This window comes from Pseudomonas sp. Pseusp49 (assembly GCF_059491875.1).
In genome coordinates, this window is sequence record NZ_CP168514.1 from 4,082,017 (window position 1) to 4,105,415 (window position 23,399).

23 protein-coding genes are annotated in these 23,399 nt (G+C 60.2%); 13 read left to right on the forward strand and 10 right to left on the reverse strand.

Annotated elements, in window-relative coordinates; translation table 11 throughout:
• Positions 1 to 21: 21 nt before the first annotated feature.
• Entirely contained in the window at positions 22 to 825 is an 804-nt protein-coding gene (locus tag ACEN83_RS18200; RefSeq protein WP_495577963.1) for a hypothetical protein, read from the reverse strand.
• A 648-nt stretch (positions 826 to 1,473) separates the two neighbouring features.
• On the opposite strand from ACEN83_RS18200, the gene ACEN83_RS18205 reads away from it, so the two are divergent.
• Entirely contained in the window at positions 1,474 to 1,767 is a 294-nt protein-coding gene (locus tag ACEN83_RS18205; protein WP_495577964.1) for a fructose-bisphosphate aldolase, read from the forward strand.
• Positions 1,768 to 1,844: 77 nt separating this feature from the next.
• Here ACEN83_RS18205 and ACEN83_RS18210 read toward each other — a convergent pair whose 3' ends face one another.
• A complete protein-coding gene (locus tag ACEN83_RS18210) occupies positions 1,845 to 2,276 on the reverse strand; it encodes a hypothetical protein (RefSeq protein ID WP_495577965.1) in 432 nt (143 codons plus the stop codon).
• A gap of 339 nt (positions 2,277 to 2,615) precedes the next feature.
• Between ACEN83_RS18210 and ACEN83_RS18215 the strand changes: the two genes are divergently transcribed.
• The 4 genes from ACEN83_RS18215 to ACEN83_RS18230 all read left to right on the forward strand — a co-directional run bounded on the left by ACEN83_RS18215 (position 2,616) and on the right by ACEN83_RS18230 (position 6,602).
• Positions 2,616 to 3,800: a DUF6384 family protein gene (locus ACEN83_RS18215; RefSeq protein ID WP_495577966.1), complete on the forward strand. Its 1,185-nt coding sequence runs from the start codon at positions 2,616 to 2,618 to the stop codon at positions 3,798 to 3,800.
• A 74-nt stretch (positions 3,801 to 3,874) separates the two neighbouring features.
• The gene (locus tag ACEN83_RS18220; protein ID WP_495577967.1) at positions 3,875 to 5,002 is read left to right on the forward strand and encodes a DUF6384 family protein; all 1,128 of its coding nucleotides are present in this window, start codon (positions 3,875 to 3,877) and stop codon (positions 5,000 to 5,002) included.
• A 58-nt stretch (positions 5,003 to 5,060) separates the two neighbouring features.
• Entirely contained in the window at positions 5,061 to 5,381 is a 321-nt protein-coding gene (locus tag ACEN83_RS18225) for a hypothetical protein (protein WP_116583055.1), read from the forward strand.
• Between the two features lie 81 nt (positions 5,382 to 5,462).
• Positions 5,463 to 6,602, forward strand: coding sequence for a merozoite surface protein 3b (locus ACEN83_RS18230; RefSeq protein ID WP_116583056.1), 1,140 nt, complete (start codon positions 5,463 to 5,465; stop codon positions 6,600 to 6,602).
• Positions 6,603 to 6,678: 76 nt separating this feature from the next.
• Here the strand turns inward: ACEN83_RS18230 and ACEN83_RS18235 are convergent, their stop codons facing one another.
• From ACEN83_RS18235 to ACEN83_RS18250, 4 genes are all read right to left on the reverse strand, one after another.
• Entirely contained in the window at positions 6,679 to 7,227 is a 549-nt protein-coding gene (locus ACEN83_RS18235; RefSeq protein WP_007975263.1) for a cupin domain-containing protein, read from the reverse strand.
• Positions 7,228 to 7,487: 260 nt separating this feature from the next.
• Positions 7,488 to 8,786 carry an NAD(P)/FAD-dependent oxidoreductase gene (locus ACEN83_RS18240; RefSeq protein ID WP_116583057.1) on the reverse strand — a complete coding sequence of 433 codons (1,299 nt, stop codon included), beginning with the start codon at positions 8,784 to 8,786 and terminating at the stop codon, positions 7,488 to 7,490.
• A gap of 52 nt (positions 8,787 to 8,838) precedes the next feature.
• Positions 8,839 to 10,329, reverse strand: a complete 1,491-nt coding sequence (locus ACEN83_RS18245) for an aldehyde dehydrogenase (protein ID WP_495577968.1) — start codon at positions 10,327 to 10,329, stop codon at positions 8,839 to 8,841.
• Between the two features lie 184 nt (positions 10,330 to 10,513).
• Positions 10,514 to 11,890, reverse strand: a complete 1,377-nt coding sequence (locus tag ACEN83_RS18250) for a glutamine synthetase family protein (protein ID WP_104447513.1) — start codon at positions 11,888 to 11,890, stop codon at positions 10,514 to 10,516.
• Positions 11,891 to 12,173: 283 nt separating this feature from the next.
• On the opposite strand from ACEN83_RS18250, the gene ACEN83_RS18255 reads away from it, so the two are divergent.
• From ACEN83_RS18255 to ACEN83_RS18275, 5 genes are all read left to right on the forward strand, one after another.
• Positions 12,174 to 12,935: a gamma-glutamyl-gamma-aminobutyrate hydrolase family protein gene (locus ACEN83_RS18255; RefSeq protein WP_495577969.1), complete on the forward strand. Its 762-nt coding sequence runs from the start codon at positions 12,174 to 12,176 to the stop codon at positions 12,933 to 12,935.
• A gap of 366 nt (positions 12,936 to 13,301) precedes the next feature.
• Positions 13,302 to 14,444: a polyamine ABC transporter ATP-binding protein gene (gene potA, locus ACEN83_RS18260; protein ID WP_007975257.1), complete on the forward strand. Its 1,143-nt coding sequence runs from the start codon at positions 13,302 to 13,304 to the stop codon at positions 14,442 to 14,444.
• Positions 14,441 to 15,355 carry an ABC transporter permease subunit gene (locus ACEN83_RS18265; RefSeq protein ID WP_007982156.1) on the forward strand — a complete coding sequence of 305 codons (915 nt, stop codon included), beginning with the start codon at positions 14,441 to 14,443 and terminating at the stop codon, positions 15,353 to 15,355. The genes potA and ACEN83_RS18265 overlap by 4 nt, the downstream gene beginning before the upstream one ends.
• Positions 15,352 to 16,236, forward strand: a complete 885-nt coding sequence (locus ACEN83_RS18270; RefSeq protein ID WP_104447517.1) for an ABC transporter permease subunit — start codon at positions 15,352 to 15,354, stop codon at positions 16,234 to 16,236. The genes ACEN83_RS18265 and ACEN83_RS18270 overlap by 4 nt, the downstream gene beginning before the upstream one ends.
• 206 nt (positions 16,237 to 16,442) lie before the next feature.
• Entirely contained in the window at positions 16,443 to 17,540 is a 1,098-nt protein-coding gene (locus ACEN83_RS18275) for a polyamine ABC transporter substrate-binding protein (RefSeq protein ID WP_116583060.1), read from the forward strand.
• A gap of 415 nt (positions 17,541 to 17,955) precedes the next feature.
• On the opposite strand, the gene thpR is transcribed toward ACEN83_RS18275, so the two are convergent.
• Positions 17,956 to 18,504: an RNA 2',3'-cyclic phosphodiesterase gene (gene thpR, locus ACEN83_RS18280; protein WP_495577970.1), complete on the reverse strand. Its 549-nt coding sequence runs from the start codon at positions 18,502 to 18,504 to the stop codon at positions 17,956 to 17,958.
• Between the two features lie 122 nt (positions 18,505 to 18,626).
• Between thpR and ACEN83_RS18285 the strand changes: the two genes are divergently transcribed.
• On the forward strand, positions 18,627 to 18,821 hold the full coding sequence (locus ACEN83_RS18285; RefSeq protein ID WP_495577971.1) for a hypothetical protein: 195 nt from the start codon (positions 18,627 to 18,629) through the stop codon (positions 18,819 to 18,821).
• 14 nt (positions 18,822 to 18,835) lie between these two features.
• On the opposite strand, the gene ACEN83_RS18290 is transcribed toward ACEN83_RS18285, so the two are convergent.
• Positions 18,836 to 19,189, reverse strand: coding sequence for a DUF1428 domain-containing protein (locus tag ACEN83_RS18290; protein ID WP_495577972.1), 354 nt, complete (start codon positions 19,187 to 19,189; stop codon positions 18,836 to 18,838).
• A gap of 17 nt (positions 19,190 to 19,206) precedes the next feature.
• Positions 19,207 to 20,271: a hypothetical protein gene (locus ACEN83_RS18295; RefSeq protein WP_116583064.1), complete on the reverse strand. Its 1,065-nt coding sequence runs from the start codon at positions 20,269 to 20,271 to the stop codon at positions 19,207 to 19,209.
• Positions 20,272 to 20,705: 434 nt separating this feature from the next.
• Here ACEN83_RS18295 and ACEN83_RS18300 point away from each other — a divergent pair, with 434 nt between their 5' ends.
• Positions 20,706 to 20,966, forward strand: a complete 261-nt coding sequence (locus ACEN83_RS18300) for a hypothetical protein (RefSeq protein ID WP_116583065.1) — start codon at positions 20,706 to 20,708, stop codon at positions 20,964 to 20,966.
• A 38-nt stretch (positions 20,967 to 21,004) separates the two neighbouring features.
• On the opposite strand, the gene ACEN83_RS18305 is transcribed toward ACEN83_RS18300, so the two are convergent.
• Positions 21,005 to 21,241, reverse strand: coding sequence for a hypothetical protein (locus ACEN83_RS18305; protein WP_007975246.1), 237 nt, complete (start codon positions 21,239 to 21,241; stop codon positions 21,005 to 21,007).
• 180 nt (positions 21,242 to 21,421) lie between these two features.
• Here ACEN83_RS18305 and ACEN83_RS18310 point away from each other — a divergent pair, with 180 nt between their 5' ends.
• Complete coding sequence (locus ACEN83_RS18310) at positions 21,422 to 23,185, forward strand: L-lactate permease (protein ID WP_495577973.1); 1,764 nt, start codon at positions 21,422 to 21,424, stop codon at positions 23,183 to 23,185.
• Positions 23,186 to 23,399 lie beyond the last annotated feature (214 nt).

Genomic DNA, 23,399 nt, shown 5'->3' on the forward strand with positions numbered 1-23,399 from the left:
GGCAACCTTGCGGTTGCCCTTTCACTTCTCTTTACCCGCCCTGGCGAAGTAGCCCGTCAGCGAGCGACAGATCGACTGCGCGAGGTCCTCCTGGGTGGCGATGCCATAGGGTCGATCACGATCGAACTGTGCCGACCAGCGAATCCGCCCCTGCGCCACATCCACCAGGCGCAATGACGCGCGCACCCGCGAAGGCTCGACCCGCACGCTGCCCTCCAGGCAATAGCTGCAACGCCCGCCACGCTTGAAGTCCGCTACCGGCTCACTGTTGCGTGCCACCCGCATCAACACATGATTGGTCCCGGTCTGCGCCTGCTCGAACGACTCGAACAGGCGGCAACTCAACTCCTCGCACAAGCCTCGGGCAAAGTCATTGCCATCGCGGGTGAGGCAGGTAAACGGCTGGATCTGGACCACAGGATGGCGCGTGCCGACGCCCTTGGGCCGCAACCGCTGATAGGTCAAGCGATAACACCCGGGTGGGATGCTGAAGCGCACCGGGTCCTGCTGGCCGTTGCCGGCGTAATGCGCTGCGAGCTTGCGCCGCAAGCGCCCCACCTGCACTCGCACCACCGGATCGTCACCCGTGCAATACACTGCCGGGTCACGACGAAACACCGCGATGCCGATGGCGTGTTCGGTCAGCGGCGTTTTGCACGCCTGAAGGTCGTGCTCGACCAGAAAGCGCAACAGACTGCCCATGCGCCTGGACTTGGCAAACAACGGGCTGACCAGCAACAGCGCCAGCACCCGCTCGATTTCTTCCCGATCGAGCGGCTCGGGAACCCCCGCCGCCGTCGAATCGGCCATGCTCATGATCACCATCGCCTGCCTCCGTGCAGGTTGCCGACAGGAATGGATGTCGTACTCCGTGATTACCCTTGCAGCGTGAGCAGGAATGGGGCTCGGGCACTGCAACGACCAAGCTTAGCAGCCGTGTTGATATCGGCAGGCAATTGCGATGGTAGCAACCCGCCAGCCGACGAACGTTCAATCCTGACGTCCGAAAAACTTGTAGGACTTGCCTCTCTGTGGCGAGGGAGCTTGCTCCCGCCAGGCTGCGAAGCGGCCCTCATCCCTTGCAACTCATTTCCTCAGACCCATCGCAGTGCCCGGTTTTACGGCGGCAGAGCCGCCGAACGGGAGCGAGCTCCCTCGCCACAGGGGGTATTGGGCGTCCTACAGGCCGGTTGCAGCGCTGGAAATCGACGCCTAATGTGCGCCCGTCGCTGACTTGAATTGGCGACAGGGTTTCGCAGCCCTGTAGATACGTGTAGTAACCTTGCAGTCCATCAATCCGATGACGGTCGCATCTGCGCCCGCGTGTCGCTTTATGGTGGCTGTGTGTGGGAGATCTTCGGGTCTGCCGGGTTCCTCGTATCCTCGGTCTGCGAACCCGCACATGGCTACCACCCCATTCGATTCGCAGCGACCGGGAGTAGCTCTTCTTACAGATACGAGGAAGTTTTACTTATGACGACTAACAGTCCGGATCGCCGCTTCACCCCCATGAAACAAATCGCCACCAGCTACCCCGTCCTCCTCATCGACAACGACGCCCCGCTGCGCGAACTCCACAACTGCGCCGCCGAACGCCTCAACGCCGTCCTGCAATACCTCAACCTCATGGCCTGCACCAGCCTCCCCGACTACGCCGAAAACGACATCAATACCGTGACCAACATTTCGCGGATTTTGCTGCAGGATGTACGGGATGTGTTTGGGGTAATCGAGCAGCGGGGGTTTGAGTTGCCCAAAGAGCAGTGATCCCCTCTGAGGCGTAAGAACCCCGATGTCCATTCTCAGGCATCGGGGCTAGATTCCTTGTCCGATGAACCATTCAATCAGCGCTTGAGCGCGTCACACTGATTGCGCAGGTCGTTGTCATCGATACTGCCGCAACTGCCGCCGTTTGTTTTGGCCTCACACAGTTTGCGCTGGTCGCTGTCATCGATGCTGCCGCAACCGCCATGACCCGTTTCCGCATTGCACAGGTAGCGCAGATCCCGGTCGTCGATGCTCCCGCAACTGCCACCGTTTGTCCTGGCTTCGCACAATTTGCGTTGGTCGCTGTCATCGATGCTGCCACAACTGCCGTGCCCCGTTTCGGCATTGCAGGTGTAGCGCAGATCCCGGTCGTCGATGCTCCCGCAACTGCCACCGTTTGTCCTGGCTTCACACAACTTGCGCTGGTCATTGTTGCTGATACCGGAGCACCCCGCATAAGCCTGCCCACCAAGGACGAACATCAAAAACACCGCAACCAGGCTTTTCATCGCACACATCCATGATTTGTCAGGAAACAGCCTGACACTGATTGACCCCTGGGTATTTCGGCGCATCACACGCCATCAAATTGACATCAACCTCGCGAAAAGTTCCGGCGCTAAATTCAATACGCTGCCTTGGAACTTCCGTATAATTTGATGTCGACATGACATCACCCCCAACCAACAACCGAAATCAATCAATGCCTGGCTGTTTCCTGGCTTATCAAGGACGTGTGTAATGAGACTGATCGTTGCTGTTTTGCGGGCACCTGACGGGCACACCCATACCGGCTGCAACAACATCAGACACCATGGCCAGGGTCACCCGCACAAGGCCTGCGCCTGATGAGCAGCATTCCACTCTCAGAGCAAATGGCAGCCATGGCCTTTGTCGATGAACTGCGTCGTCAGCAAAGGCATGTCCAGGATCATCTCGATCTGCCGCGACGCCGTGCGGAAATCCAGAAGCGTATTCGCGCCTATTACCAGAGCAACAACATCGCCTTCGATGATGACCTGGTCGAGCAAGGCGTTCACCAATTCTTCTCCTGGCGCCTGGCTTTCGATGAGCCGCAACTCACAGGCTTCGATGCCTGGCTGGTCAAAAACCTGACCAACCGTGACCTCAAGCGCAGTCGCATCAAGGCGCTGCTCCCTCGGCGACGGCTGATCAAGCTGGCTGCACTGGCAGCGGTCGCCCTGCTGATCCAGCGCTGCAGCAGCTTTATTGATTATCAGGAGAAACTTAAAAACGTTACCCTTGACTCCATCGGTATCGACCAAAGTTACGACGAGCTTTACAGGCAAGTAGAGAAGGTGCGCGCTGAACTGCAGCAATTGCAGAAAAGCAACGCCGAAAAACCGGACGAAACCGTCAGTCGCCTTCTTCAGCGCGCACAAAACGCTCTCCCTGCGGGCGATATCCGGACAAACATCAATATCGCCGGACCGGTGACTCGCGACAACGTGGATGCCCTCTTGTCAGAGCTCGATTCACTCCATGTAAAACGGGACGCGATCTGGGGCGCCCTCCCCGCTGTACAGGAAAACCTGAAGCTGGCCCGGGGAGTCCTGTGGATTCGCCTTGGGATCACGCAGATGCTGCAGGACCCGAATCGGGCAGCAGCCATCAAGCAATCCAGCAACCTGGATCAACGCTTGGCTGAACTCGATCAGTTGCTCGAACGCGTCGACAATCAGACCACTTACGATGATGCCTATTCGACCTACAGTGAGTTGGGGCGTGACCTGTCCGGCACAGACTTGCTACAGCTCCAGACCCGTCGCTACAAAGAACTGAAAAGCCTCCTTGCGTCCCAGTCCATCCCGAGTGATATCCGCCGGGAACTGGACAGGATCAGCAGCCAGATCGAGGCCGACCTCGAAAGAAGCGACGCAGATGCCGCGGAGAAGAAGATCAATGCGTTGATTGAAACCACGAAAAGCGCCGGCTACCGCACTCGCTTCGGTCAAACTGAACGCAACCACATCACAGAGCGGGCAGTCGTGTCGACGCAGGCACACAGCTAGATCCGCAAAAAGTACCCCTGCAGTCCAAACACCTGGTTTCGACTGGTACTGAATACATCACGAAAGGACACTCGATGAGCAACATTTCACTCACCGATCAAATGGGGGCGATGGCACTGGTCGATGAGTTGCGCCATCAACAGAAACAGGTTCAGGAACACCTCGACCTTCCACGGCGTCGTGCGGACATCGCCGGACACATCCGCGCTTACTATCAAAGCAACAATCTTGAATTCGATGATGAGCTGATCGAGCAAGGTGTTCATCAATTCTTCGCCCATCGCTTGATGTTTGAACTCCCGCAGCTCAACAGCTTCGACACCTGGTTGGTCCGCACGCTTGCCAATCGCCCTCTGTTGTCCATGCATGGAAAAAAATTATTCTCGCGGCGATGGGTGATCGCTGTGGCGCTGGCGGCAGGGATCACCACGCTGGTTCAGAGTTGCAATTCCACTATTGATTCCAATACAAAAGTGCGCGAAGTCACCAACGCTGCCTACATCCTGCGGCAGGATCTAAACGAAACATCCAAAAAACTGGACGTTCAGCGCAAAAAGCTGGTGGATTTGCTGAGAAGGAATGCAGCAGAGCCGGACGCAAACGCCAGCCGGCTGCTTCATCGCGCCGAACAAACACTGCCGGTAGGCGATATACGCACGGACATCGGTCAAGCCGAACCGATTACCCGCGACAACGTGGACACTCTCGCACCACAAGTCGAGGCGCTGGAGCAGGAAAAACTCAGGATCAACCGTGCACTGTACGCAGCAGAGAGAGACATGGGATACGCAAGCGGGGTTCTCGACATACGCCAGGAGATCAAGGCAATGCTCCAGGATCCGGGTCGGGCAGCCGCGATTGCGCAATCGAGCGGCCTGGATGACCGCCTGGCTGAACTCGACCAGCAACTGGCACGCGTTGACGGCTATGACAGCTTCCAGGCCGCGTTCGCCAGCAAAATGGACCTCGGTAGCGAACTGTTCGCTACCACCGATCTGCTCAAGCTCCAGACCTCGCGTTACTACACCGTGAAAAGGCGCGTGGAAGACTCATCGATTCCCAATGAAGTACGCACTGAATTGCAGGGGAACATCCACGATATCGAGGCGGATTTAAAGCGTGGCGACTCGGACGCCGCCGAGAAAAAAATCAGCCTGCTGATCAAGCGACTCAAGGTGGCAGGTTATTGGTCGCGGTATTGATGGTCACACCCAATGCGGGTTGCCAGCCAACTTCAAATGATACTCAAAGGGTCATGCAATGACATTTACCAGCCACGATCAGGCATCGCGCCAGGATGTTCCGGCCTCGAAAGAACCTGCGCAGCAAACAAAAAAAGATTATGAAGACATACGCCAGGAATGCCGGGAAAAACTGAGCGCCTACAACGCCAACGAAGCTTATGTATTCCTGCGCGAGCGGGGTTTTGGCACCGAGCAGTACCCTTACAACTTCTACCAGCGCTGGCTGGACGGCATGCTGGCCAAGCGCATCAACTATGCGGCCAACCGCCAGAACGAACTGATGCTGCTGGCGATGCAGGAACGCAACGAGGAACTGCGGCGCAAACGCCCCCGTTAGGATTTGCAGCGCCTGGCTGGATGCGCCTGCATGCCGTCCCTCATTTTGATTTGTACTGAAAACATCACGAAAGGACATTCGATGAGCAATTACCTGGAACGAGCGCTCACTGGCCTGCGCACCATCGGCATCAATCTCTTTCAACCCGTGCAGAATGCGCCGGTGCTGGTGCTTCTGGACCGTGTGGCCGAGTACGACACCACTAAAGTCACGTCCATCGCTTCGGTCCTGCAGCAGTCAACGGCCTTCAATAGCATGGTCCGGGAACAGATCGAGGGCATGGACATCTCCACGCGGTTCATGGACATCACCCAGAGTTTCACCTCGATTCGTGAAGACGCGGCCGCGATGGCCGGGTGGATGGACGACGGGCGCCTGGACACCACGGAAAAGCTCAAGTTGAGCTGGATGAATCTGCGCCGTGGCTCCATCCCCGACCGCTTCAATGACATCCGCACGAACTACCTTCAGGTGTGCGAGTCGGCCAACGACCAGATCGCCCGTGAAACCGTGATCCTGGAGGCTTACATGGACTTCCGGATGGCCATGAAAGCCGCCGAGGTCGATGCCCAGCAGGTTCTCGCCTTGGCCGGCAAGGCCCTGGAGCAACGGACTCTGGCGTTGAACGAGGCCAATACTCAAGTGACCGCTGCCGAGGCTCAGGAGCCCGCCCGGCGCGCCGCCCTGGAGCTGCGCCGTGACGAAGCCGTTCGCGCCTTGCAAGACGAAGACAAGCGCTACCAGATCGTCAAGGACATCGCCGATGACCTCAAGGTTGGCTACAACACCGCCGAAATGGTCTTCGCCCGGATCAACCAGGTGCATGTCATCAAGGAGCGCCAGTATCAGCGCATGGTCTCGTTCTTCTCCACCAACGAAGTCGTGCTGACCGGCCTTGCCGTTTCCTTCACCAGCAACAGCGGCCTGGCTGAGGCCACCCACACGCTGAACGCCACTACCGACGGTATTGGCAAGGCCCTGGAAGCCCTGGGAGCAACCGGTAATCAGCAACTTGAAGCGGCAGTCAAGGCCAGCTACGGTTCGACTATCAAGGTCGACTCGGTTCGCGCGCTGGCCGATGCGACCCTGAGCTTCCAGACCGACATGAACGAACTGACCGAAACCTATCGCACCGAATCGAGCAATGCCGCCCGTGACATTGCCGACGCAGTCGAGGATGCCAAGCGTAAATTCGCTGCGCTTTTGACCAAGGCTGCCTGATGGCATAAAAAAATCCGATGCCTGAGCAGGCATCGGATTTCTTTGGCCACGACCAATGAAGCGTTTCTGACCCTGATCAGAAGTTCGCCGGCGTATTCGCGCTGATGATCTCCGCCTCATCCGCCCCGATATTGCGAAACCGGTGCGGCAAGGTCGTCGGGAAATAGTAACCATCCCCGGCGTTCAGCACACTCACCTGGCCATCCACGGTCAACTCAACCGTACCCCGCGTCACCAGCCCACACTCCTCGCCTTCGGAATGCACGATCGGCTCTTCGCCGGAGCTGGCGCCCGGTGCGTATTGCTCGCGCAGCAGGCGCATCTGCCGGCTCGGTACGGACGCGCCGATCAGCAGCAGGCGCAGGCCGTGGCGGCCGAGGTCGGGCTGTTCGTTGGCGCGGAAAACGTACTGGTGTTCGCGGGGTGGCTGATCGAAGGTGAAGAAGTCGGCCAGGGACATGGGGATGCCCTCCAGCAGTTTCTTCAGGGAGCTGACGGAAGGACTGACCCGATTCTGTTCGATCAGGGAGATGGTTGCATTGGTGACGCCGCTACGCCGGGCCAGCTCGCGCTGGGACAGTTTGTAGCTTTCGCGTACTAATTTGAGTCGTGAGCCCGTGTCCATGACAGCCTTATGTGAGAACGACTTAAGGGTAATGGGGGTGGAAAACAGGCGCTGATCTTGCCGTTCTCCTGTCCCTGAACCGTGAAAGGCGGCTATTAAATCACGTTTGTGGGTGTTGCTGTAGGAGCTGCCGAAGGCTGCGATCTTTTGATCTTGAAAAGCAAGATCAAAAGATCGCAGCCTTCGGCAGCTCCTACAAAGGTTGCAGTGCTTGAAAAATCCGGCGGCATCCCTGGGGATGGCCGCCGGCGAGGTAAAGCTTAGATGCCGAAACGGTCGCGCAGCGAGTAGTACACCGCGCCCATGGCGGTCAGCGGTGCCGAGAAGGTGCGCCCGCCGATCATCGGCATGTGCGGCAAGGAGGCAAACGCATCGAAACGCTCGGCGTCGCCACGGATCATTTCCGAGATCAGTTTGCCGGCCAGGTGCGAGCAGGTGACGCCGTGACCGCTGTAGCCCTGCATGTAGTAGGCGTTTTTCTCGATACGGCCGAATTGCGGCATGCGCGACATGGTCAGCAGGAAGTTGCCGGTCCAGCGGTAGTCGATCTTCACATCCTTCAATTGCGGGAAGGTCTTGAGGATTTTCGGGCGGATCAACTGCTCGATGTCGTTCGGTTCGCGCGCACCGTAGACCACGCCACCGCCGTAGAGCAGGCGGTTGTCCGCCGTCAGGCGGTAGTAGTCGAGCAGGTAGTTGCAATCTTCGACGCAGTAGTTGTTCTTGATCAGGCTGCGGGCCTGCTTTTCCGACAACGGCTCGGTGACGACGATCTGCGAACCGCACGGCATGCTCTTGCTGGTCACGCGGTTGTCCAGACCCTGCGGCAGGTAGGCGTTACCGGCGATCAGCAGGTACTTGGCCTTCACCACGCCTTTGGCAGTGCGCACGGTGATCGGCTCGCCGTAGGTGATTTCCACCGCCGCCGATTGCTCGTAGATCTTGCCGCCCAGGCCGATGATCGCCGAGGCTTCGCCGAGGGCCAGGTTCAGCGGGTGAATGTGACCGCCCTGCATGTCCAGCAGGCCGCCGACGTACGCATCGGAACCCACTTCGCGCTTGATGTCGGCTTCGCCGAGCAGTGTCAGGTTCTTGTTGCCATAGCGCTCCCAGCTTTTCTTCTGTTCGGCCAGGCCCTTGAGCTGCTTCTTGTTCATCGCCGCGAAGATGCCGCCGGGACGGTAATCGCACTGGATGTCGTAGTGCTGTATGCGCTGACGAATGATGTCGGCGCCTTCGAAAATCATGCTGCCGAGCACTTCGGCGGTCTTGTCGCCGTAGCGCTCTTCGATGACATCGACGTCGCGGCTGTAGGAGTTGACCAGTTGGCCGCCGTTGCGACCGCTGGCGCCAAAGCCGACTTTGGCCGCTTCGAGCACGGTCACGCTGTAGCCCGCTTCGGCGAGGAACAGCGCCGAGGACAGGCCGGTGTAGCCGGCGCCGATCACGCAGACGTCACAGTCCACCGCCCCTTCCAGCACCGGGAAATCGCCGGTGAAGTTGCGGGTGGCGGCGTAGTAGCTGTTTACATGCTGTTGATTGCTGGAGCTGTGTTTCATAAGTTTCTCCGATGGCCGCCGCAGATTGCCGGCGACCGCCGCTTTATTGTTGTTAGAGCTTGATCCAGGTCGCTTTGAGCTCGGTGTACTTGTCGAACGCGTGCAGCGATTTGTCCCGACCGTTACCCGACTGCTTGTACCCGCCGAACGGCGCGGTCATGTCGCCGCCGTCGTACTGGTTGACCCAGACGCTGCCGGCACGCAAGCCACGGGCGAAGGTGTGGGCCTTGCTCAGGTTGCGGGTCCAGACGCCGGCGGCCAGGCCGAAGATGCTGTCGTTGGCAATCGCCAGGGCTTCTTCGGCAGAGTCGAAGGTGATGACCGACAGCACCGGGCCGAAGATTTCTTCCCGGGCGATGGTCATGGCGTTGGTCACGCCGTCGAAAATCGTCGGCTGCACGTACTGGCCACCGGTGTCTTCGAGGGTGCGGCTGCCGCCGGCGATCAGTTCGGCGCCCTGCTCCTTGCCGATGCCGATGTAGCGCAGCACGTTGTCCAGTTGACGCTGGTCGACGACCGCACCAACGGTGGTCGCAGGATCGAGCGCGTGGCCCGGCTTCCAGGCTTGCAAGGCTTCTACCAGCAATGGCATGAACTGCTCGCGAATCGAACGCTCCACCAGCAGGCGCGAACCGGCGGTGCAGACTTCGCCCTGGTTGAAGGCGATGCCGCTGGCCGCTGCCTGTGCTGCCGCGCGCAGATCCGGCGCATCGGCGAACACCACGTTCGCGCTCTTGCCCCCGGCTTCGGCCCAGACGCGTTTCATGTTGCTTTGCCCGGCGTAGATCATCAGCTGCTTGGCAATCGCCGTGGAGCCGGTGAAGGCCAGCACATCGACATCCATGTGCAAGGCCAGCGCCTTGCCCACGGTGTGGCCGTAGCCCGGCAGGACGTTGAACACACCTTTCGGGATGCCGGCATCGAGTGCCAGCTGCGCGATGCGGATCGCGGTCAGCGGCGACTTTTCCGAAGGCTTGAGGATGAACGAGTTGCCCATCGCCAGGGCCGGGGCGAATTTCCAGCTGGCCATGATCAGCGGGAAGTTCCACGGCACGATGGCCGCGACCACTCCGGCCGCTTCGCGCGTCACCAGGCCCAGTTGATCGTGGGGCGTGGCGGCGACTTCGTCGTAGATCTTGTCGATGGCTTCGGCGGTCCAGCGGATCGCGTTGGCGGTCGCCGGAATGTCGATGCTCATGGAATCGCTGATCGGCTTGCCCATGTCGAGGGTCTCGAGCAGGGCCAGTTCTTCCTGGTTCGCCAGGATCAGGTCGGCGAAACGGATCAGGATGCGCTTGCGCTCGGCCGGAGCCAGGTTGGCCCACACACCGGATTCGAAGGTGCGGCGCGCCACGGCGACCGCCGCATTGGCGTCGGCTTCGTCGGTGCTGGCGACGTTCGCCAGGAAGCGGCCGTCCACGGGGCTGATGCATTCGAACGTGGCGCCACTGGCGGCCGCGCAGTATTGGCCGTCGATGAAGGCACGACCTTCAATGGAGAGGGACTGGAAGCGTTGCTCCCAATCGCTGCGAGTGTTTGTCATGGTTGTGACTCGACGCAGGGGAATAGGTGACCGTCGGGCTGAATGCCCTCAATCAAAAACTTGAAACCCGATCCCTGTAGGAGCTGCCGAAGGCTGCGATCTTTTGATCTTGAAAGCAAAAGTCAAAAGATCGCAGCCTTCGGCAGCTCCTACAGGGTTAGCCACCCGTGCGGGTGGCTGCTTGTCAGACGGTGTGCAAGTACCAGTTGTACTCAAGGTCGGAGATGGAGTTCTCGAACTCGGCCAGCTCGCTTTCCTTGCACGCCACGAACACGTCGATGTACATCGGGTCGATGTAGCGCGCCATGACTTCGCTGTCGTCCAGTTCGCGCAGGGCATCGCGCAGGTTGTTCGGCAGGCTCTGCTCGTTCTGCTCGTAGCTGTTGCCTTCCACCGGGGCGCCCGGCTCGATCTGGTTGGTCAGGCCGTGGTGCACCCCGGCCAATACCGAGGCCATCAGCAGGTACGGGTTGGCGTCGGCACCGGCCACACGGTGTTCGATGCGCACGGCGTCCTTCGAGCCGGTCGGTACGCGCACGGCCACGGTGCGGTTGTCGATGCCCCAGCTCGGCGAGTTCGGTACATAGAACTGTGCGCCGAAACGACGGTACGAGTTGACGTTCGGGCAGAGGAACGCCATCTGCGCCGGCAGGGTCTCGAGCACACCGCCGATCGCGTGTCGCAGCGCGGCGTTCTGCTCGGGATCCTCGCTGGCAAAGATGTTGTTGCCTTCTTTGTCGAGAATCGAAATGTGCACGTGCAGACCGTTGCCCGCCTGGCCCGGATACGGCTTGGCCATGAAGGTGGTGTCCATCTCGTGGTCGTAGGCGATGTTCTTCACCAGACGCTTGAGCAGGACCGCATAGTCGCAGGCCTTGATCGGGTCAGCCACGTGATGCAGGTTGACTTCGAATTGCGCCGGGGCGCTTTCCTTGACGATGGCGTCAGCCGGGATGCCCTGCTCTTTCGCGCCTTCGAGGATGTCTTGCAGGCAGTCGACGTATTCGTCGAGGTCGTCGATCAGGTACACCTGGGTCGACATCGGACGCTTGCCCGATACCGGCGAACGCGGCGATTGCGGACGACCGTTCACGTTGTCCTGGTCGATCAGGTAGAACTCCAGTTCGAACGCGGCGCAGATGGTCAGGCCCAAGTCGTCGAACTTGCGCACGACATTGGCCAGCACTTCACGCGGGTCGGCGAAGAAGGGCTCGCCTTCGAGTTCGTGCATGGTCATCAGCAGTTGCGCAGTCGGGCGCTTCTGCCAGGGTTCGATGCTCAGGGTGCCCGGGATGGGGTAGCAGATCCGGTCGGAGTCGCCGATGTCCAGACCCAGGCCGGTGCTTTCCACCGTGGAGCCATTGATGTCCAGAGCAAACAGAGACGCCGGCAGGTTGATGCCTTTCTCGTAAACCTTATGAAGACTGGTGCGCTCGATGCGCTTGCCGCGCACCACACCGTTCATATCCGCAATCAGAAGGTCGACGTACAAAACCTCAGGATATTTCTTAAGGAATGCGTTTGCTTCGTTGAGTTGAACGGTACGCAGAGGGACCGACATGATGCACCTATTTTTTACTGTTAATTATTATGTTCACCGCCCTTTCACGAGCCCAGTCAATCCGAAAGGCAAAGTGAAGTCAATAGCGAACACCTGGCCTTTCAACGTTTATTTTCGGGCCTCTCAGAAGGACGAGAGTGCCAGATACGCCCTCAAACACGCGTAAATCCTGAAGATCGGACGTGCGGCGTTTAGAATTTTTTACATGAGAGTTGTTAATTAAAATCAACAAGGCTAAGCTCCGGAAAAGCTCGTTCAAGTGTGAAACTTCGAGGTGATAAAAATGGCATTCAAGCCATTGATCGGCGTTACTGCATGCGTCAAACAGATTGGCCTGCACCCCTACCACATCAGCGGCGACAAGTACTTGCGTGCTGTCAGCGTTGCGGCGCTGGGGCTGCCTGTCGTTATTCCTTCCTTAGGCGAACTGACCGAAATCGATGACCTGCTGCCGCAGCTCGACGGTCTGTTGCTGACCGGCTCGCCGTCGAACGTGGAACCCTTCCACTATCAAGGCCCCGACAGCGCCCCCGGCACGGAACACGATCCGCAACGGGACCGCACCACCCTGCCACTGATCCGCGCAGCCATCGCTGCCGGCGTTCCGGTGCTCGGCATCTGCCGCGGCTTCCAGGAAATGAACGTGGCGTTCGGTGGCAGCCTGCATCAGAAAGTCCATGAACTTCCCGGCTTCCTCGACCACCGCGAGGCCAACCACCCGGACCTGGCCGTGCAATACGCTCCCGCCCATGCGGTGAATGTGCAGCCCGGTGGTGTGTTCGAAGCCCTGGACCTGCCTGCGGTGTTCCAGGTCAATTCGATTCACAGCCAGGGCATCGACCGACTCGCGCCCGGCCTGCGCGCCGAAGCCGTCGCACCCGATGGCCTGATCGAAGCGATCTCGGTCGAGCACAGCAAGGCCTTCGCCCTTGGCGTGCAATGGCACCCGGAATGGCAGGTTCTGAACAACCCGCCTTACTTGAGTATTTTCCAGGCGTTCGGCGAAGCCTGCCGGCAACGGGCGGCGCTGCGTCACTCGCGCTGACGACCCGGAACCCACATTCAACGATTAGCTGCCCAACGCGAGCGGGCAGGCGCTTTTGCGCGTCCCGTTCGCGATAACAACACACTGCAATAACAACAAGTACGACCAGGCAGCCAGGATGGCGGCGCCGAATAAACCCGAACGGTATGGGTGAGTTCGATCAGCAAACGCAAATCCCTGTGGGAGCGAGCTTGCTCGCGATAGCGGTAGAACAGTCACCATCAATGTTGAATGTGGCTGCCTCATCGCGAGCAAGCTCGCTCCCACAGGGTCTGCGTTCTGACCGAAGTCCCCGGTACGGGTTTGCAATCCACTATTAAGCCGGGCCGTGTTGGCCGGGCGACTGAAACCTGTTGGGAGTTTCACATGGCAAACGCCTCCAGCATTTACAGGAAGGCTATTGAAGGTCACCAGGCACCGAAGAAGGTCCTGGTGAAAGTCGATCGCGTCACCAAGAAATTCGACGAAACCACCGCAGTGGACGATGTGTCCCTGGAAATCCACCAGGGTGAAATCTTCGCCCTGCTCGGTGGTTCCGGCTCCGGCAAATCGACCCTGCTGCGCATGCTCGCCGGTTTCGAGCGCCCGACCGAAGGCCGGATTCTGCTCGACGGTGTCGACATCACCGACATGCCGCCTTACGAACGACCGATCAACATGATGTTCCAGTCCTACGCCTTGTTCCCGCACATGACGGTGGCGCAGAACATCGCCTTCGGCCTCAAGCAGGACCGTTTGCCAGCGGCCGAGATCGAAGCCCGGGTGCAGGAAATGCTGCGCCTGGTGCACATGACCCAGTACGCCAAGCGCAAGCCGCACCAACTGTCCGGCGGCCAGCGTCAGCGCGTGGCCCTGGCCCGTTCCCTGGCCAAGCGTCCGAAGCTGCTGCTGCTCGACGAACCGATGGGCGCCCTGGATAAAAAGCTGCGTTCGCAAATGCAGCTGGAGCTGGTGGAAATCATCGAGCGCGTGGGCGTGACCTGCGTGATGGTGACCCACGACCAGGAAGAGGCCATGACCATGGCCCAGCGCATCGCGATCATGCACCTGGGCTGGATCGCCCAGATCGGCAGCCCGGTCGACATCTATGAAGCACCGGTCAGCCGCATGGTCTGCGAATTCATCGGCAACGTGAACGCTTTCGAAGGCACAGTGGTAGAAGACCTGGAAGGTCACGCGATCATCCACAGCCCGGATCTGGAGCAGAAGATCTACGTCGGTCACGGCGTCAGCACCTCGGTGCAGGACAAGTCGATCACCTACGCGATCCGCCCGGAAAAACTGCTGGTCAGCACCGTCAAGCCGGACAACCGCTACAACTGGTCCAGCGGCAAGGTGCATGACATTGCCTACCTCGGCGGCCACTCGGTGTTCTACGTCGAGTTGCCTGGCGGCAAGATCGTCCAGTCGTTCATGGCCAACGCCGAACGCCGTGGTGCACGTCCGACCTGGGACGATCAGGTCTACGTGTGGTGGGAAGACGACAGCGGCGTGGTACTGCGCGCATGAAAACCTTCAATCAGCAATTTCTGAGACTGGTCCCCAGCGGGCGCAAGTTCGTCATCGGGATTCCATTCATCTGGCTGTTCCTGTTCTTCATGCTGCCGTTCTTCCTGGTGATGAAGATCAGCTTCTCGGAAGCAGCCCTGGCCATTCCGCCCTACTCGGAGATCTACACCTACGCCGAGCAGAAATTCCAGTTGTTGCTCAACATCGGCAACTACACCTTGCTGGGCCAGGACGAGCTGTACCTCTCGGCTTATCTCGGTTCGTTGAAGGTCGCGCTGTTCAGCACCCTGATGTGCCTGGTGATCGGTTTCCCGATGGCCTACGCCATCACCAAGGCCAGCAAGGAAGCGCAGAACGTGCTGATGCTGCTGATCATGATGCCGACCTGGACCGCGATCCTGATCCGCGTGTATGCGTGGATGGGCATCCTCAGCAACAACGGCCTGCTCAACGCGTTCCTGATGTGGACCGGATTGACGTCGGCACCGATCGAGATCCTCAACACCAACACCGCTGTTTATATCGGCGTGGTGTATGCGTACCTGCCGTTCATGGTGCTGCCGCTGTACGCCAACCTGGTCAAGCATGACCAGAGCCTGCTGGAAGCCGCGTCGGACCTGGGTTCGAGCACCTTCAACAGCTTCTGGAAAATCACCGTGCCGCTGGCCAAGAACGGCATCATCGCCGGCTGCATGCTGGTGTTCATTCCGGTGGTCGGTGAGTTCGTGATTCCGGAACTGCTGGGCGGCCCGGAAACCCTGATGATCGGCCGTGTGTTGTGGCAAGAGTTCTTCAACAACCGCGACTGGCCGGTGGCGTCTGCCCTGGCGGTGGTGATGCTGTTGATCCTGATTGTGCCGATTCTGCTGTTCAACCGCAGTCAGGCCAAAGAGATGGAGGCACGGGGATGAAACGCTTCGGATTTTCAAAGTTCATGCTGATTTTCGGCCTGTCGTTTATCTACCTGCCGATGCTGATCCTGGTGATCTACTCGTTCAACGCCTCGAAGCTGGTGACGGTGTGGGGTGGCTGGTCGTTCAAGTGGTACGCCGGCCTGCTCGACAACTCGCAACTGATGGGCTCGGTGGTGCGCTCGCTGGAAATCGCCTGCTACACCGCCATCGCGGCGGTGGCGCTGGGTACCCTGGCAGCGTTCGTGCTGACCCGCGTTACCCGCTTCAAGGGTCGCACCCTGTTCGGTGGCCTGGTCACCGCGCCGTTGGTGATGCCTGAGGTGATCACCGGTCTGTCGCTGTTGCTGCTGTTCGTGGCCATGGCGCAGTTGATCGGCTGGCCGCAGGAACGCGGCATCGTCACCATCTGGATCGCCCACACCACGTTTTGTGCCGCTTATGTTGCGGTGGTAGTCTCCGCCCGCCTTCGCGAGCTGGACCTGTCCATCGAGGAAGCGGCCATGGACCTGGGTGCGAAACCGTTCAAGGTGTTTTTCCTGATCACCATCCCGATGATCGCGCCGTCGCTGGCGGCCGGCGGCATGATGTCGTTCGCCCTGTCGCTGGATGACCTGGTGCTGGCGAGCTTCGTCTCCGGCCCGGGTTCCACGACCCTGCCGATGGAAGTGTTCTCGGCGGTACGTCTGGGGGTCAAGCCCGAGATCAACGCCGTGGCCAGCCTGATCCTGTTGGCCGTGTCGATCGTGACCTTCATGGTCTGGTACTTCAGCCGCCGTGCCGAAGCCACCCGCAAACGCGCGATCCAGGAAGCCATGGACCAGACCGCCAGCGAATCCTGGCAACAACCGAAAAAGCAGATGGCGGCGGCCACCGCCTAAGCCGCTGCTGAATTAACTGTGGCGAGGGGGCTTGCCCCCGTTGGGTCGCGAAGCGGCCCCAAAACCGGAAACCGCGGTGTTTCAGTTTCACCGCACTCGCTGGTTTTACGACTGCTGCGCAGCCGAACGGGGGCAAGCCCCCTCGCCACAGATTCACTGTGATTTTGTTTTGTGTTTTTGAATAAAAAAGAAATGGAGTTGTACCGATGAAAATGTTTGGCAGGACTCTGCTGACACTGTCCTTATTGGGCGCGATCGCCACTGGCGCCCAGGCCAATGACAAGGTTCTGCGCGTCTACAACTGGTCGGATTACATTGGCCCGGACACCGTCAAGAAGTTCGAAGACGAGACCGGCATCCAGGTGACCTACGATGTGTTCGACAGCAACGAAACCCTAGAGGCGCGCCTGCTGGCGGGCAAATCCGGCTACGACATCGTCGTGCCGTCCAACAGCTTCCTGGCCAAGCAGATCAAGGCCGGCGTCTACCAGACGCTGGACAAGTCGAAGCTGCCGAACTGGAACAACCTCAATGCGGTGCTGCTGAAAAACGCCTCCGCGAGCGATCCCGACAACGCTCACGCCATCCCGTACATGTGGGGCTCGATCGGCATCGGTTTCAACCCGGCCAAGGTCAAGGAAGTACTCGGCGCCAACGCCCCGACCAACTCCTGGGACCTGCTGTTCAAACCGGAAAACGCCGAGAAGCTCAAGGCCTGCGGCATCAGCTTCCTCGACTCGCCGACCGAAATGATCCCGACCGCCCTGCACTACCTGGGCTACCCGGTGAACGATCAGGACAAACAGCACATCGCCCAAGCCGAGGCGCTGTTCATGAAGATTCGCCCGAACGTGGCGTACTTCCATTCGTCGAAATACATCTCGGACCTGGCCAACGGCAACATCTGCGTGGCCGTCGGTTACTCCGGCGACGTGCTGCAGGCCAAGGCCCGCGCTCAGGAAGCCGGGGACAAGGTGAAGATCGACTACAGCATCCCGAAAGAAGGCGCCGCCAGTTTCTACGACATGCTCGCGATCCCGCGCGATGCCGCCAACGTCGAGAACGCGTACCTGTTCATGAACTTCCTGATGCGCCCCGACGTGATCGCCGACATCACCAACAACATCGGCTACAGCAACGCCAACGCGGCGGCCACGCCACTGGTCGATGAAGCGATCCGCAACGATCCGGGTTCCTACCCGTCGGAAGCGGTGATGGCCACGCTCTATGCCGTACCGGACCAGCCGATCGCCATCCAGCGAATCATGACCCGTGGCTGGACCAAGGTGAAACTCGGCCAGTAATCCACCCGCTTTTGTAGGAGCTGCCGCAGGCTCGGGCCGCGTTCGGACGATCTTTTGATCTTGATTTTGAAGAGCAAGGTCAAAAGATCGCAGCCTTCGGCAGCTCCTACACAGATTGATGTGTTGGATGTTCAAACCTTTTCCGTTCACGCAGCGCCTTACCACCGCTGCCTCTCCTGCAAGTAGAACGGCCTCACCTGGCTCCCTCGGTTCAGGTGAATTTGGCGCCCTCGGGCGCCTTTTTTTATGGGGCCTTCACTGGTTTTTTTCAGCGTGGGCAAGGTCCCCTGTAGGAGCTGGCTTGCCAGCGATGGTCGTTAACGATAACGCGTGTGAGCTGGACAAACGCGGCGCACTTGAGTCCATCGCCAGCAAGCTGGCTCCTACAGTTTCCGGGATTGCGTGAAGGACTTTTTTATCGGCGGTCGGGATCAATCAACGGCCATTCGGCCAACGCCCGATAACGGCCCTTGTGGGATTCGAACAGGGTGAAGCGCTCGGCACGCAGGAAGAATTGCGGCGCGGTCGGGGACTCCGGCACTGGCGCCCGATAGTCCCGCGCCAGGGTCAGGTGCGGTCGATATTCCTTTGGGGCCTCCTCCAGCCCGAACGGCAACATCGCCTGTTCCAGGGCATAGACCAGACGCAGCAATGCCGGGGGCGCCTGCTGCGGCGCGAGCACCAACGCCCCTGCCCTGCGCCATACGTCCAGCCGGTCAAGCACCACCGTCAAGCGCTCGCCCGGCATGCGGATGGCCCCCGCTGCGGTGCAGAGCTCGGCGATCTGCGCCACACCCACCGCGCCCAAAAACTTCAGCGTCAGGTGAAAGTTGTCCGCCGGCACCGGTCGTCCGTTGCGCAGCTGCAGCGCGCTGCGCCACTGGGCGATCTCCCGGCGCTGGGCCGGGGCGCAGTCCAGCGCAAAGAACAGTCGCTTGATCGGCTCGCGGGTTTCGTCGTTCATGCCGCACTCCTTGTGGGAAGACTGTCTGAGTGTACTCAACAGCCGCCTGCCGGCCAGCGGATTTCTGGCAACGTCCGGCAGGCGCGTTATAGTTTTGGCATCCTGCAGACCGGAGGGGGACCATGCGACAGATCATCAGCAAAGAGCCATGGTGGGCCAGACCGCCCGTGCCTGGTCAGGATGAACTCCAGCTGGAGTGGGGCTGGCTGGTGCATTACAGCGAAGGTGAGCCGCGCTTCGAGTTCATCCACGAGCGGCCGACGGATGACGAGATCCGCCAGCGCAAGAGTTGCAGGATCACCCCGACGCCGGAGTGATCCCGTGTCCGGCATCAAGCCGTGAGAAGTACTTCAAACCCGCCGTACACCATGCGCTGGCCATCGAAGGGCATCGGATTGACGTCCGGCTTCATGCGCGGGTCCTGCATCATCTTGTCCATCCCGGCATTGCGGGTGGCCTTGTCCGGCCAGATGATCCAGCCAAAGGCAACGGTTTCGCCCTCCTTGAGCTTCACTGACATCGGGAACGAGGTGACCTTGCCTTCCGGCACGTCCTCGCCCCAGCATTCGACCACGCTCAAGGCGCCGTTTTCCTTGAAGACCGAGGCGGCGACTTCGGCGTGTTTGAGGTATTGCCCACGGTTGGCGGTGGGTACGGCAGCGATAAAACCATCGACATAAGACATGAGTGATTCTCCTTGGGTCATGGGGTGTTCTGCTGGGTAGTCGGTTGCACCGGCGTCAAATCGACAGTGCCGGCACTCAAACCGACCGGCGGTTGTGCGCCGCCGCCCAGACTCCCTTCGATCTGCCCCGCCATGTAAAGCGTGCCAGCCATGACGCCGGTGGTCGGGTTCTGCACCAGCTTGATCCAGGCCTTGTCGAAGGTGTTGCCCAGGCTGCTGCGGATCAGTGCCTCGCTGTCGGGCCTGTCATTGGCCTGAATGATCGCGCGAATGCCCGCCACACCGACGGTGATCAATCCGCCAGCGAGTTTCCCGGCAGCGGCGGCCACGGCACTGGCGGCCCCGCGCGGGGCCATCTCGGCTTCCATGCGCTGGCTGGCACGCTTGGCCACCGGCGCCATCGCGGTGTCGGTCGACCCCACGCCCCGGTCACCGCCGGCCTTGTGGATTTTGTCGAGCAACGCGGCGTAGGCCGGCAATGTGGTCAATGATTCAGTGTGCACGACCTGGTACAACGAGGCGTCCCGCGCCGGCGGTGGCCCGAGGGCAATGGCCGGGATTTTCTGGATGCGCCCGTTGAGCTGGGCCATCGGCACGCCGTGGCGGGTGGAGATTTTCTGTAGTTCTTCCTTGAGGATGTCGACGTAGAATGCCGCTGCCAGGCCAAGAATCGCATCGGGATCGATTTCCGCCGCCACCGGGGCCAGGACCTTCTCCTGATAGGCCTCGAGCAGGTACGCCGCCAGGCGCTTGGCCGAGGCATCCTGCTCACCCTTGGCGCTGATGGTGTACCAGCTGACCTTCATCGACAGCCATTCCTGGGTCCAGTAGCTGCTGAACCACGGAATGAAATTTTCTTCGGTCAGTTCATAGACCCGCGTGCGCCAGTATTCCATGGCGCCACGGGCGTAGATTCGGGTCTGTTCGGTGGCCGACTGCGACGCGGCGACGATCTCCCGGTCCACCTGTTGCCAGGTACTGGCGGGAACGATGACCGGGGCCACTTCCACCGGCGCACGGGGCGGCGTGGCGCACCCTGCCAACACCACCAGCACGGCAATGATCAGCGAACGCAGGTTCAAGATGGCGGCTTCCAGAAGTGTGCACCGGGCGGGATGTCCAGCACTCGAAAACCATGATTCAAGTATAGGTCGCGGCATGTGCCTGGCCGACGGTCGGCGGCACTTTTGAGTGCCCTCTTCGCGGGCAAGCCCGCTCCCACAGGTTGCGTGTCGTGCCCGGATCATGTGGCAAGCACAAAACAGTGTGGGAGCGGGCTTGCTCGCGAAGGGGCCAGAGCAGACAGCAAAAAAACCACCATCACTGGCGTCGATATTCACCATCGCCGCGATTGCCTTCCGCTTGCACACCGTCAGCGTAGGATCGATCCCAAGCCAACACGAAATCCCGAATCGGAGGGAAACCTCATGCTGATCCATCTGCTGACCTGCCTGGCCCTGACGGCGTTCACATTGAGTGTGTTTGCCTGGTACGTCCTGAGCGAGGAGCAAACATCATGATGCACACCGTCTCCCTCGCCGTGCGTTTTCCGCTGTTCGGCAGCAATTTCTACGCGCAGAAATTCGAATCACGTAAAGAGTTGACTCTGCTGTTCGACGAGAAGTTCGAAGCATTGCTGATCCCTTCGGCCGATCATCACTTCAGCAATGAAGTGGTCGGGCTCAATGATCAGTTCCGCTTTTTGAATGACGTGCTGGCCGAGCATCTATTGGATGTCGAGCTGGCAAAAAGCTCGGCCCGCGCGTTCGGATTCTGACGGCGACCACCGGTCAACCGGGCATGGACGCGAACCGCTCACAATGTACGCTGACTATTGCCAGTGCCCCTCGCAATATCGATTCCCCAATCCATCGCCGCCTCCATGTCCAGCATGTGCGGCCGTGGGTCGTGGTTTTCGTCGATGACCGAGCCGTCCGGCTTGTAGACACCGATAAACATGCCCAACGAACCGTCTTTCAATATCTCGGCGGTGACTTTGATTTTGCATCCATTCGATAACGTCTCCTTGTGTTCAATGTGGCGCTCGGTCATGACTGCATTGCTCCCCTGACTGGATTCAAACCCTACTGGCCATGCTAGCTCAGGCCCCGGAACTGCGCCGCCCCGCTGGACCGGAGGGCCTGGCCTGACAGCGGCGCAATGCCACCTATACTCAAGGCCACCTCCCCCCAGGGGATCTGCACGTCCAACAATAAAAAGCAGAGGTGGAACATGGTCTGGCAGCAAGTCTACGATCCGTTCGGTAACCCGGTGCTTTCAACGCTCATGGCGGCTGTGCCGGTGGTGGTGATGCTGGCGTCCCTCGCGTTTTTTCATGTCAAGGCGCACCTGGCGGCGCTGCTCGCCCTGGCCTCGGCCTTGCTGATTGCGATCTTCGCCTTCGGCATGCCGGCGAACATGGCCGGTTCCGCGGCGCTGTTCGGTGCAGCCAACGGTTTGCTGCCGATTGGCTGGATCGTGTTGAACATCATCTTCCTGCACCGCCTGACCACCGAGAACGGTTCGTTCAAGGTGCTGCAAGATTCCCTGGCGCGCATCACCGATGACCGGCGCCTGCAATTGCTCCTGATCGCCTTCTGCTTCGGTGCGTTTTTCGAAGGCGCGGCCGGTTTCGGTACGCCGGTGGCAGTGACCGGGGCGATTCTCATCGGGCTCGGTTTTTCGCCGCTTGCCGCCTCGGGGCTGGCGCTGATCGCCAACACCGCGCCGGTGGCATTCGGCGCCCTTGGCACGCCGATCATCACCCTGGCCAAGGTCACCGGGCTGGATGAGATGGAGCTGTCGATGATGGTCGGCCGGCAGTTGCCCTTCTTCTCGGTGCTGGTGCCGTTCTGGCTGATCTGGGCCTTCGCCGGCTGGCGCAAGATGCTGGAGATCTGGCCGGCGATCCTGGTGGCCGGGGTCAGTTTTGCCGTTCCGCAGTTCCTCGTGTCGAACTATCACGGGCCCATGCTGGTGGATGTGATCGCCGCGCTGATTTCCATGGCCTGCCTGACCGGTTTCCTCAAGGTCTGGAAACCGGCCACGGTGCATACCTCCGCCGCCCTGTCCGGCCGGGTCGACAACTCGAAGATCGACGCCGAGCACGACGAAAAGCCCGTACCGACCGCCACCTTTGCCAACGAGGCGAAACCGGCGGTGATGCGGGCGTGGATGCCGTGGATCATCCTCACGATCTTCGTGTTCATCTGGGGTACGCAAGGCTTCAAGAACACCTTCGATACCCGCCCGGCCATCGACCCGCAAACCAGTGCCGCCAAGCTCGATCCGCAGGGCAAGCCGATGCGCGAGGCGAACCCGGTGTTCGCGCCGGTCGTGACCTTCACCACCCTGCACCTGCAAGTCGAAAAAGTCCCGCCCGTGGTGCCGGCGCCGAAAACCGAAGAGGCGGTGTACAAGTTCACCTGGTTCACCGCCACCGGCAGCGGCATTCTGCTGGCGGCAATCGTCGGCGGCTTGTTGATGGGTTACTCGATCCCGCAATTGATTCGCCAATACCTGCGCACCCTGTGGGTGGTGCGTTACTCGCTGATCACCATTGCCGCGATGCTCGCCCTGGGCTTCCTCACACGCTACTCCGGCCTGGATGCGACCATGGGCCTGGCCTTCGCCGCGACGGGCATTTTCTACCCGATGTTCGGCACCCTGCTCGGCTGGCTCGGCGTGGCGCTGACCGGCTCGGACACCGCGTCCAACGTGCTGTTTGGCGGCCTGCAACGGGTGACGTCCGAGCAACTGGGCATCAGCCCGGTGTTGATGGCCGCCGCCAACAGTTCCGGCGGGGTCATGGGCAAGATGGTCGACGCCCAGTCGATCGTGGTCGCCTCCACCGCCACCCGCTGGTACGGCCATGAAGGGGAAATCCTGCGCTACGTGTTCTTCCACTCGATTGTGCTGGCGATTCTGGTCGGCGGGCTGGTGACGCTGCAGGCCTACGTCGCGCCGTTCAGCCATATGGTGGTGGGCGGGCATTGAATCGAATACCAGGCAATTCTGCTTAAGCCTCATCCTTGTGGGAGCGGGCTTGCTCGCGAAGGCGGTGTGTCAGTCGAAGACATTGCCGTCTGACACACCGCCTTCGCGAGCAAGCCCGCTCCCACAGTGGCGAGTGGTTTTTTTGAATGATTGGTCCGTCGTGCGGACAAACATCCCATGGACAGCCGGCCGTCTCAGGCCAATGATGAAGGTC

Bases quoted from the DNA above. Each gene is read 5' to 3' on its own strand.
- ACEN83_RS18200 (WP_495577963.1), bottom strand. From the start codon at position 825: ATGGTGATCATGAGCATGGCCGATTCGACGGCGGCGGGGGTTCCCGAG.
- ACEN83_RS18205 (WP_495577964.1), top strand. From the start codon at position 1,474: ATGACGACTAACAGTCCGGATCGCCGCTTCACCCCCATGAAACAAATC.
- ACEN83_RS18210 (WP_495577965.1), bottom strand. From the start codon at position 2,276: ATGAAAAGCCTGGTTGCGGTGTTTTTGATGTTCGTCCTTGGTGGGCAG.
- ACEN83_RS18215 (WP_495577966.1), top strand. From the start codon at position 2,616: ATGAGCAGCATTCCACTCTCAGAGCAAATGGCAGCCATGGCCTTTGTC.
- ACEN83_RS18220 (WP_495577967.1), top strand. From the start codon at position 3,875: ATGAGCAACATTTCACTCACCGATCAAATGGGGGCGATGGCACTGGTC.
- ACEN83_RS18225 (WP_116583055.1), top strand. From the start codon at position 5,061: ATGACATTTACCAGCCACGATCAGGCATCGCGCCAGGATGTTCCGGCC.
- ACEN83_RS18230 (WP_116583056.1), top strand. From the start codon at position 5,463: ATGAGCAATTACCTGGAACGAGCGCTCACTGGCCTGCGCACCATCGGC.
- ACEN83_RS18235 (WP_007975263.1), bottom strand. From the start codon at position 7,227: ATGGACACGGGCTCACGACTCAAATTAGTACGCGAAAGCTACAAACTG.
- ACEN83_RS18240 (WP_116583057.1), bottom strand. From the start codon at position 8,786: ATGAAACACAGCTCCAGCAATCAACAGCATGTAAACAGCTACTACGCC.
- ACEN83_RS18245 (WP_495577968.1), bottom strand. From the start codon at position 10,329: ATGACAAACACTCGCAGCGATTGGGAGCAACGCTTCCAGTCCCTCTCC.
- ACEN83_RS18250 (WP_104447513.1), bottom strand. From the start codon at position 11,890: ATGTCGGTCCCTCTGCGTACCGTTCAACTCAACGAAGCAAACGCATTC.
- ACEN83_RS18255 (WP_495577969.1), top strand. From the start codon at position 12,174: ATGGCATTCAAGCCATTGATCGGCGTTACTGCATGCGTCAAACAGATT.
- potA (WP_007975257.1), top strand. From the start codon at position 13,302: ATGGCAAACGCCTCCAGCATTTACAGGAAGGCTATTGAAGGTCACCAG.
- ACEN83_RS18265 (WP_007982156.1), top strand. From the start codon at position 14,441: ATGAAAACCTTCAATCAGCAATTTCTGAGACTGGTCCCCAGCGGGCGC.
- ACEN83_RS18270 (WP_104447517.1), top strand. From the start codon at position 15,352: ATGAAACGCTTCGGATTTTCAAAGTTCATGCTGATTTTCGGCCTGTCG.
- ACEN83_RS18275 (WP_116583060.1), top strand. From the start codon at position 16,443: ATGAAAATGTTTGGCAGGACTCTGCTGACACTGTCCTTATTGGGCGCG.
- thpR (WP_495577970.1), bottom strand. From the start codon at position 18,504: ATGAACGACGAAACCCGCGAGCCGATCAAGCGACTGTTCTTTGCGCTG.
- ACEN83_RS18285 (WP_495577971.1), top strand. From the start codon at position 18,627: ATGCGACAGATCATCAGCAAAGAGCCATGGTGGGCCAGACCGCCCGTG.
- ACEN83_RS18290 (WP_495577972.1), bottom strand. From the start codon at position 19,189: ATGTCTTATGTCGATGGTTTTATCGCTGCCGTACCCACCGCCAACCGT.
- ACEN83_RS18300 (WP_116583065.1), top strand. From the start codon at position 20,706: ATGATGCACACCGTCTCCCTCGCCGTGCGTTTTCCGCTGTTCGGCAGC.
- ACEN83_RS18305 (WP_007975246.1), bottom strand. From the start codon at position 21,241: ATGACCGAGCGCCACATTGAACACAAGGAGACGTTATCGAATGGATGC.
- ACEN83_RS18310 (WP_495577973.1), top strand. From the start codon at position 21,422: ATGGTCTGGCAGCAAGTCTACGATCCGTTCGGTAACCCGGTGCTTTCA.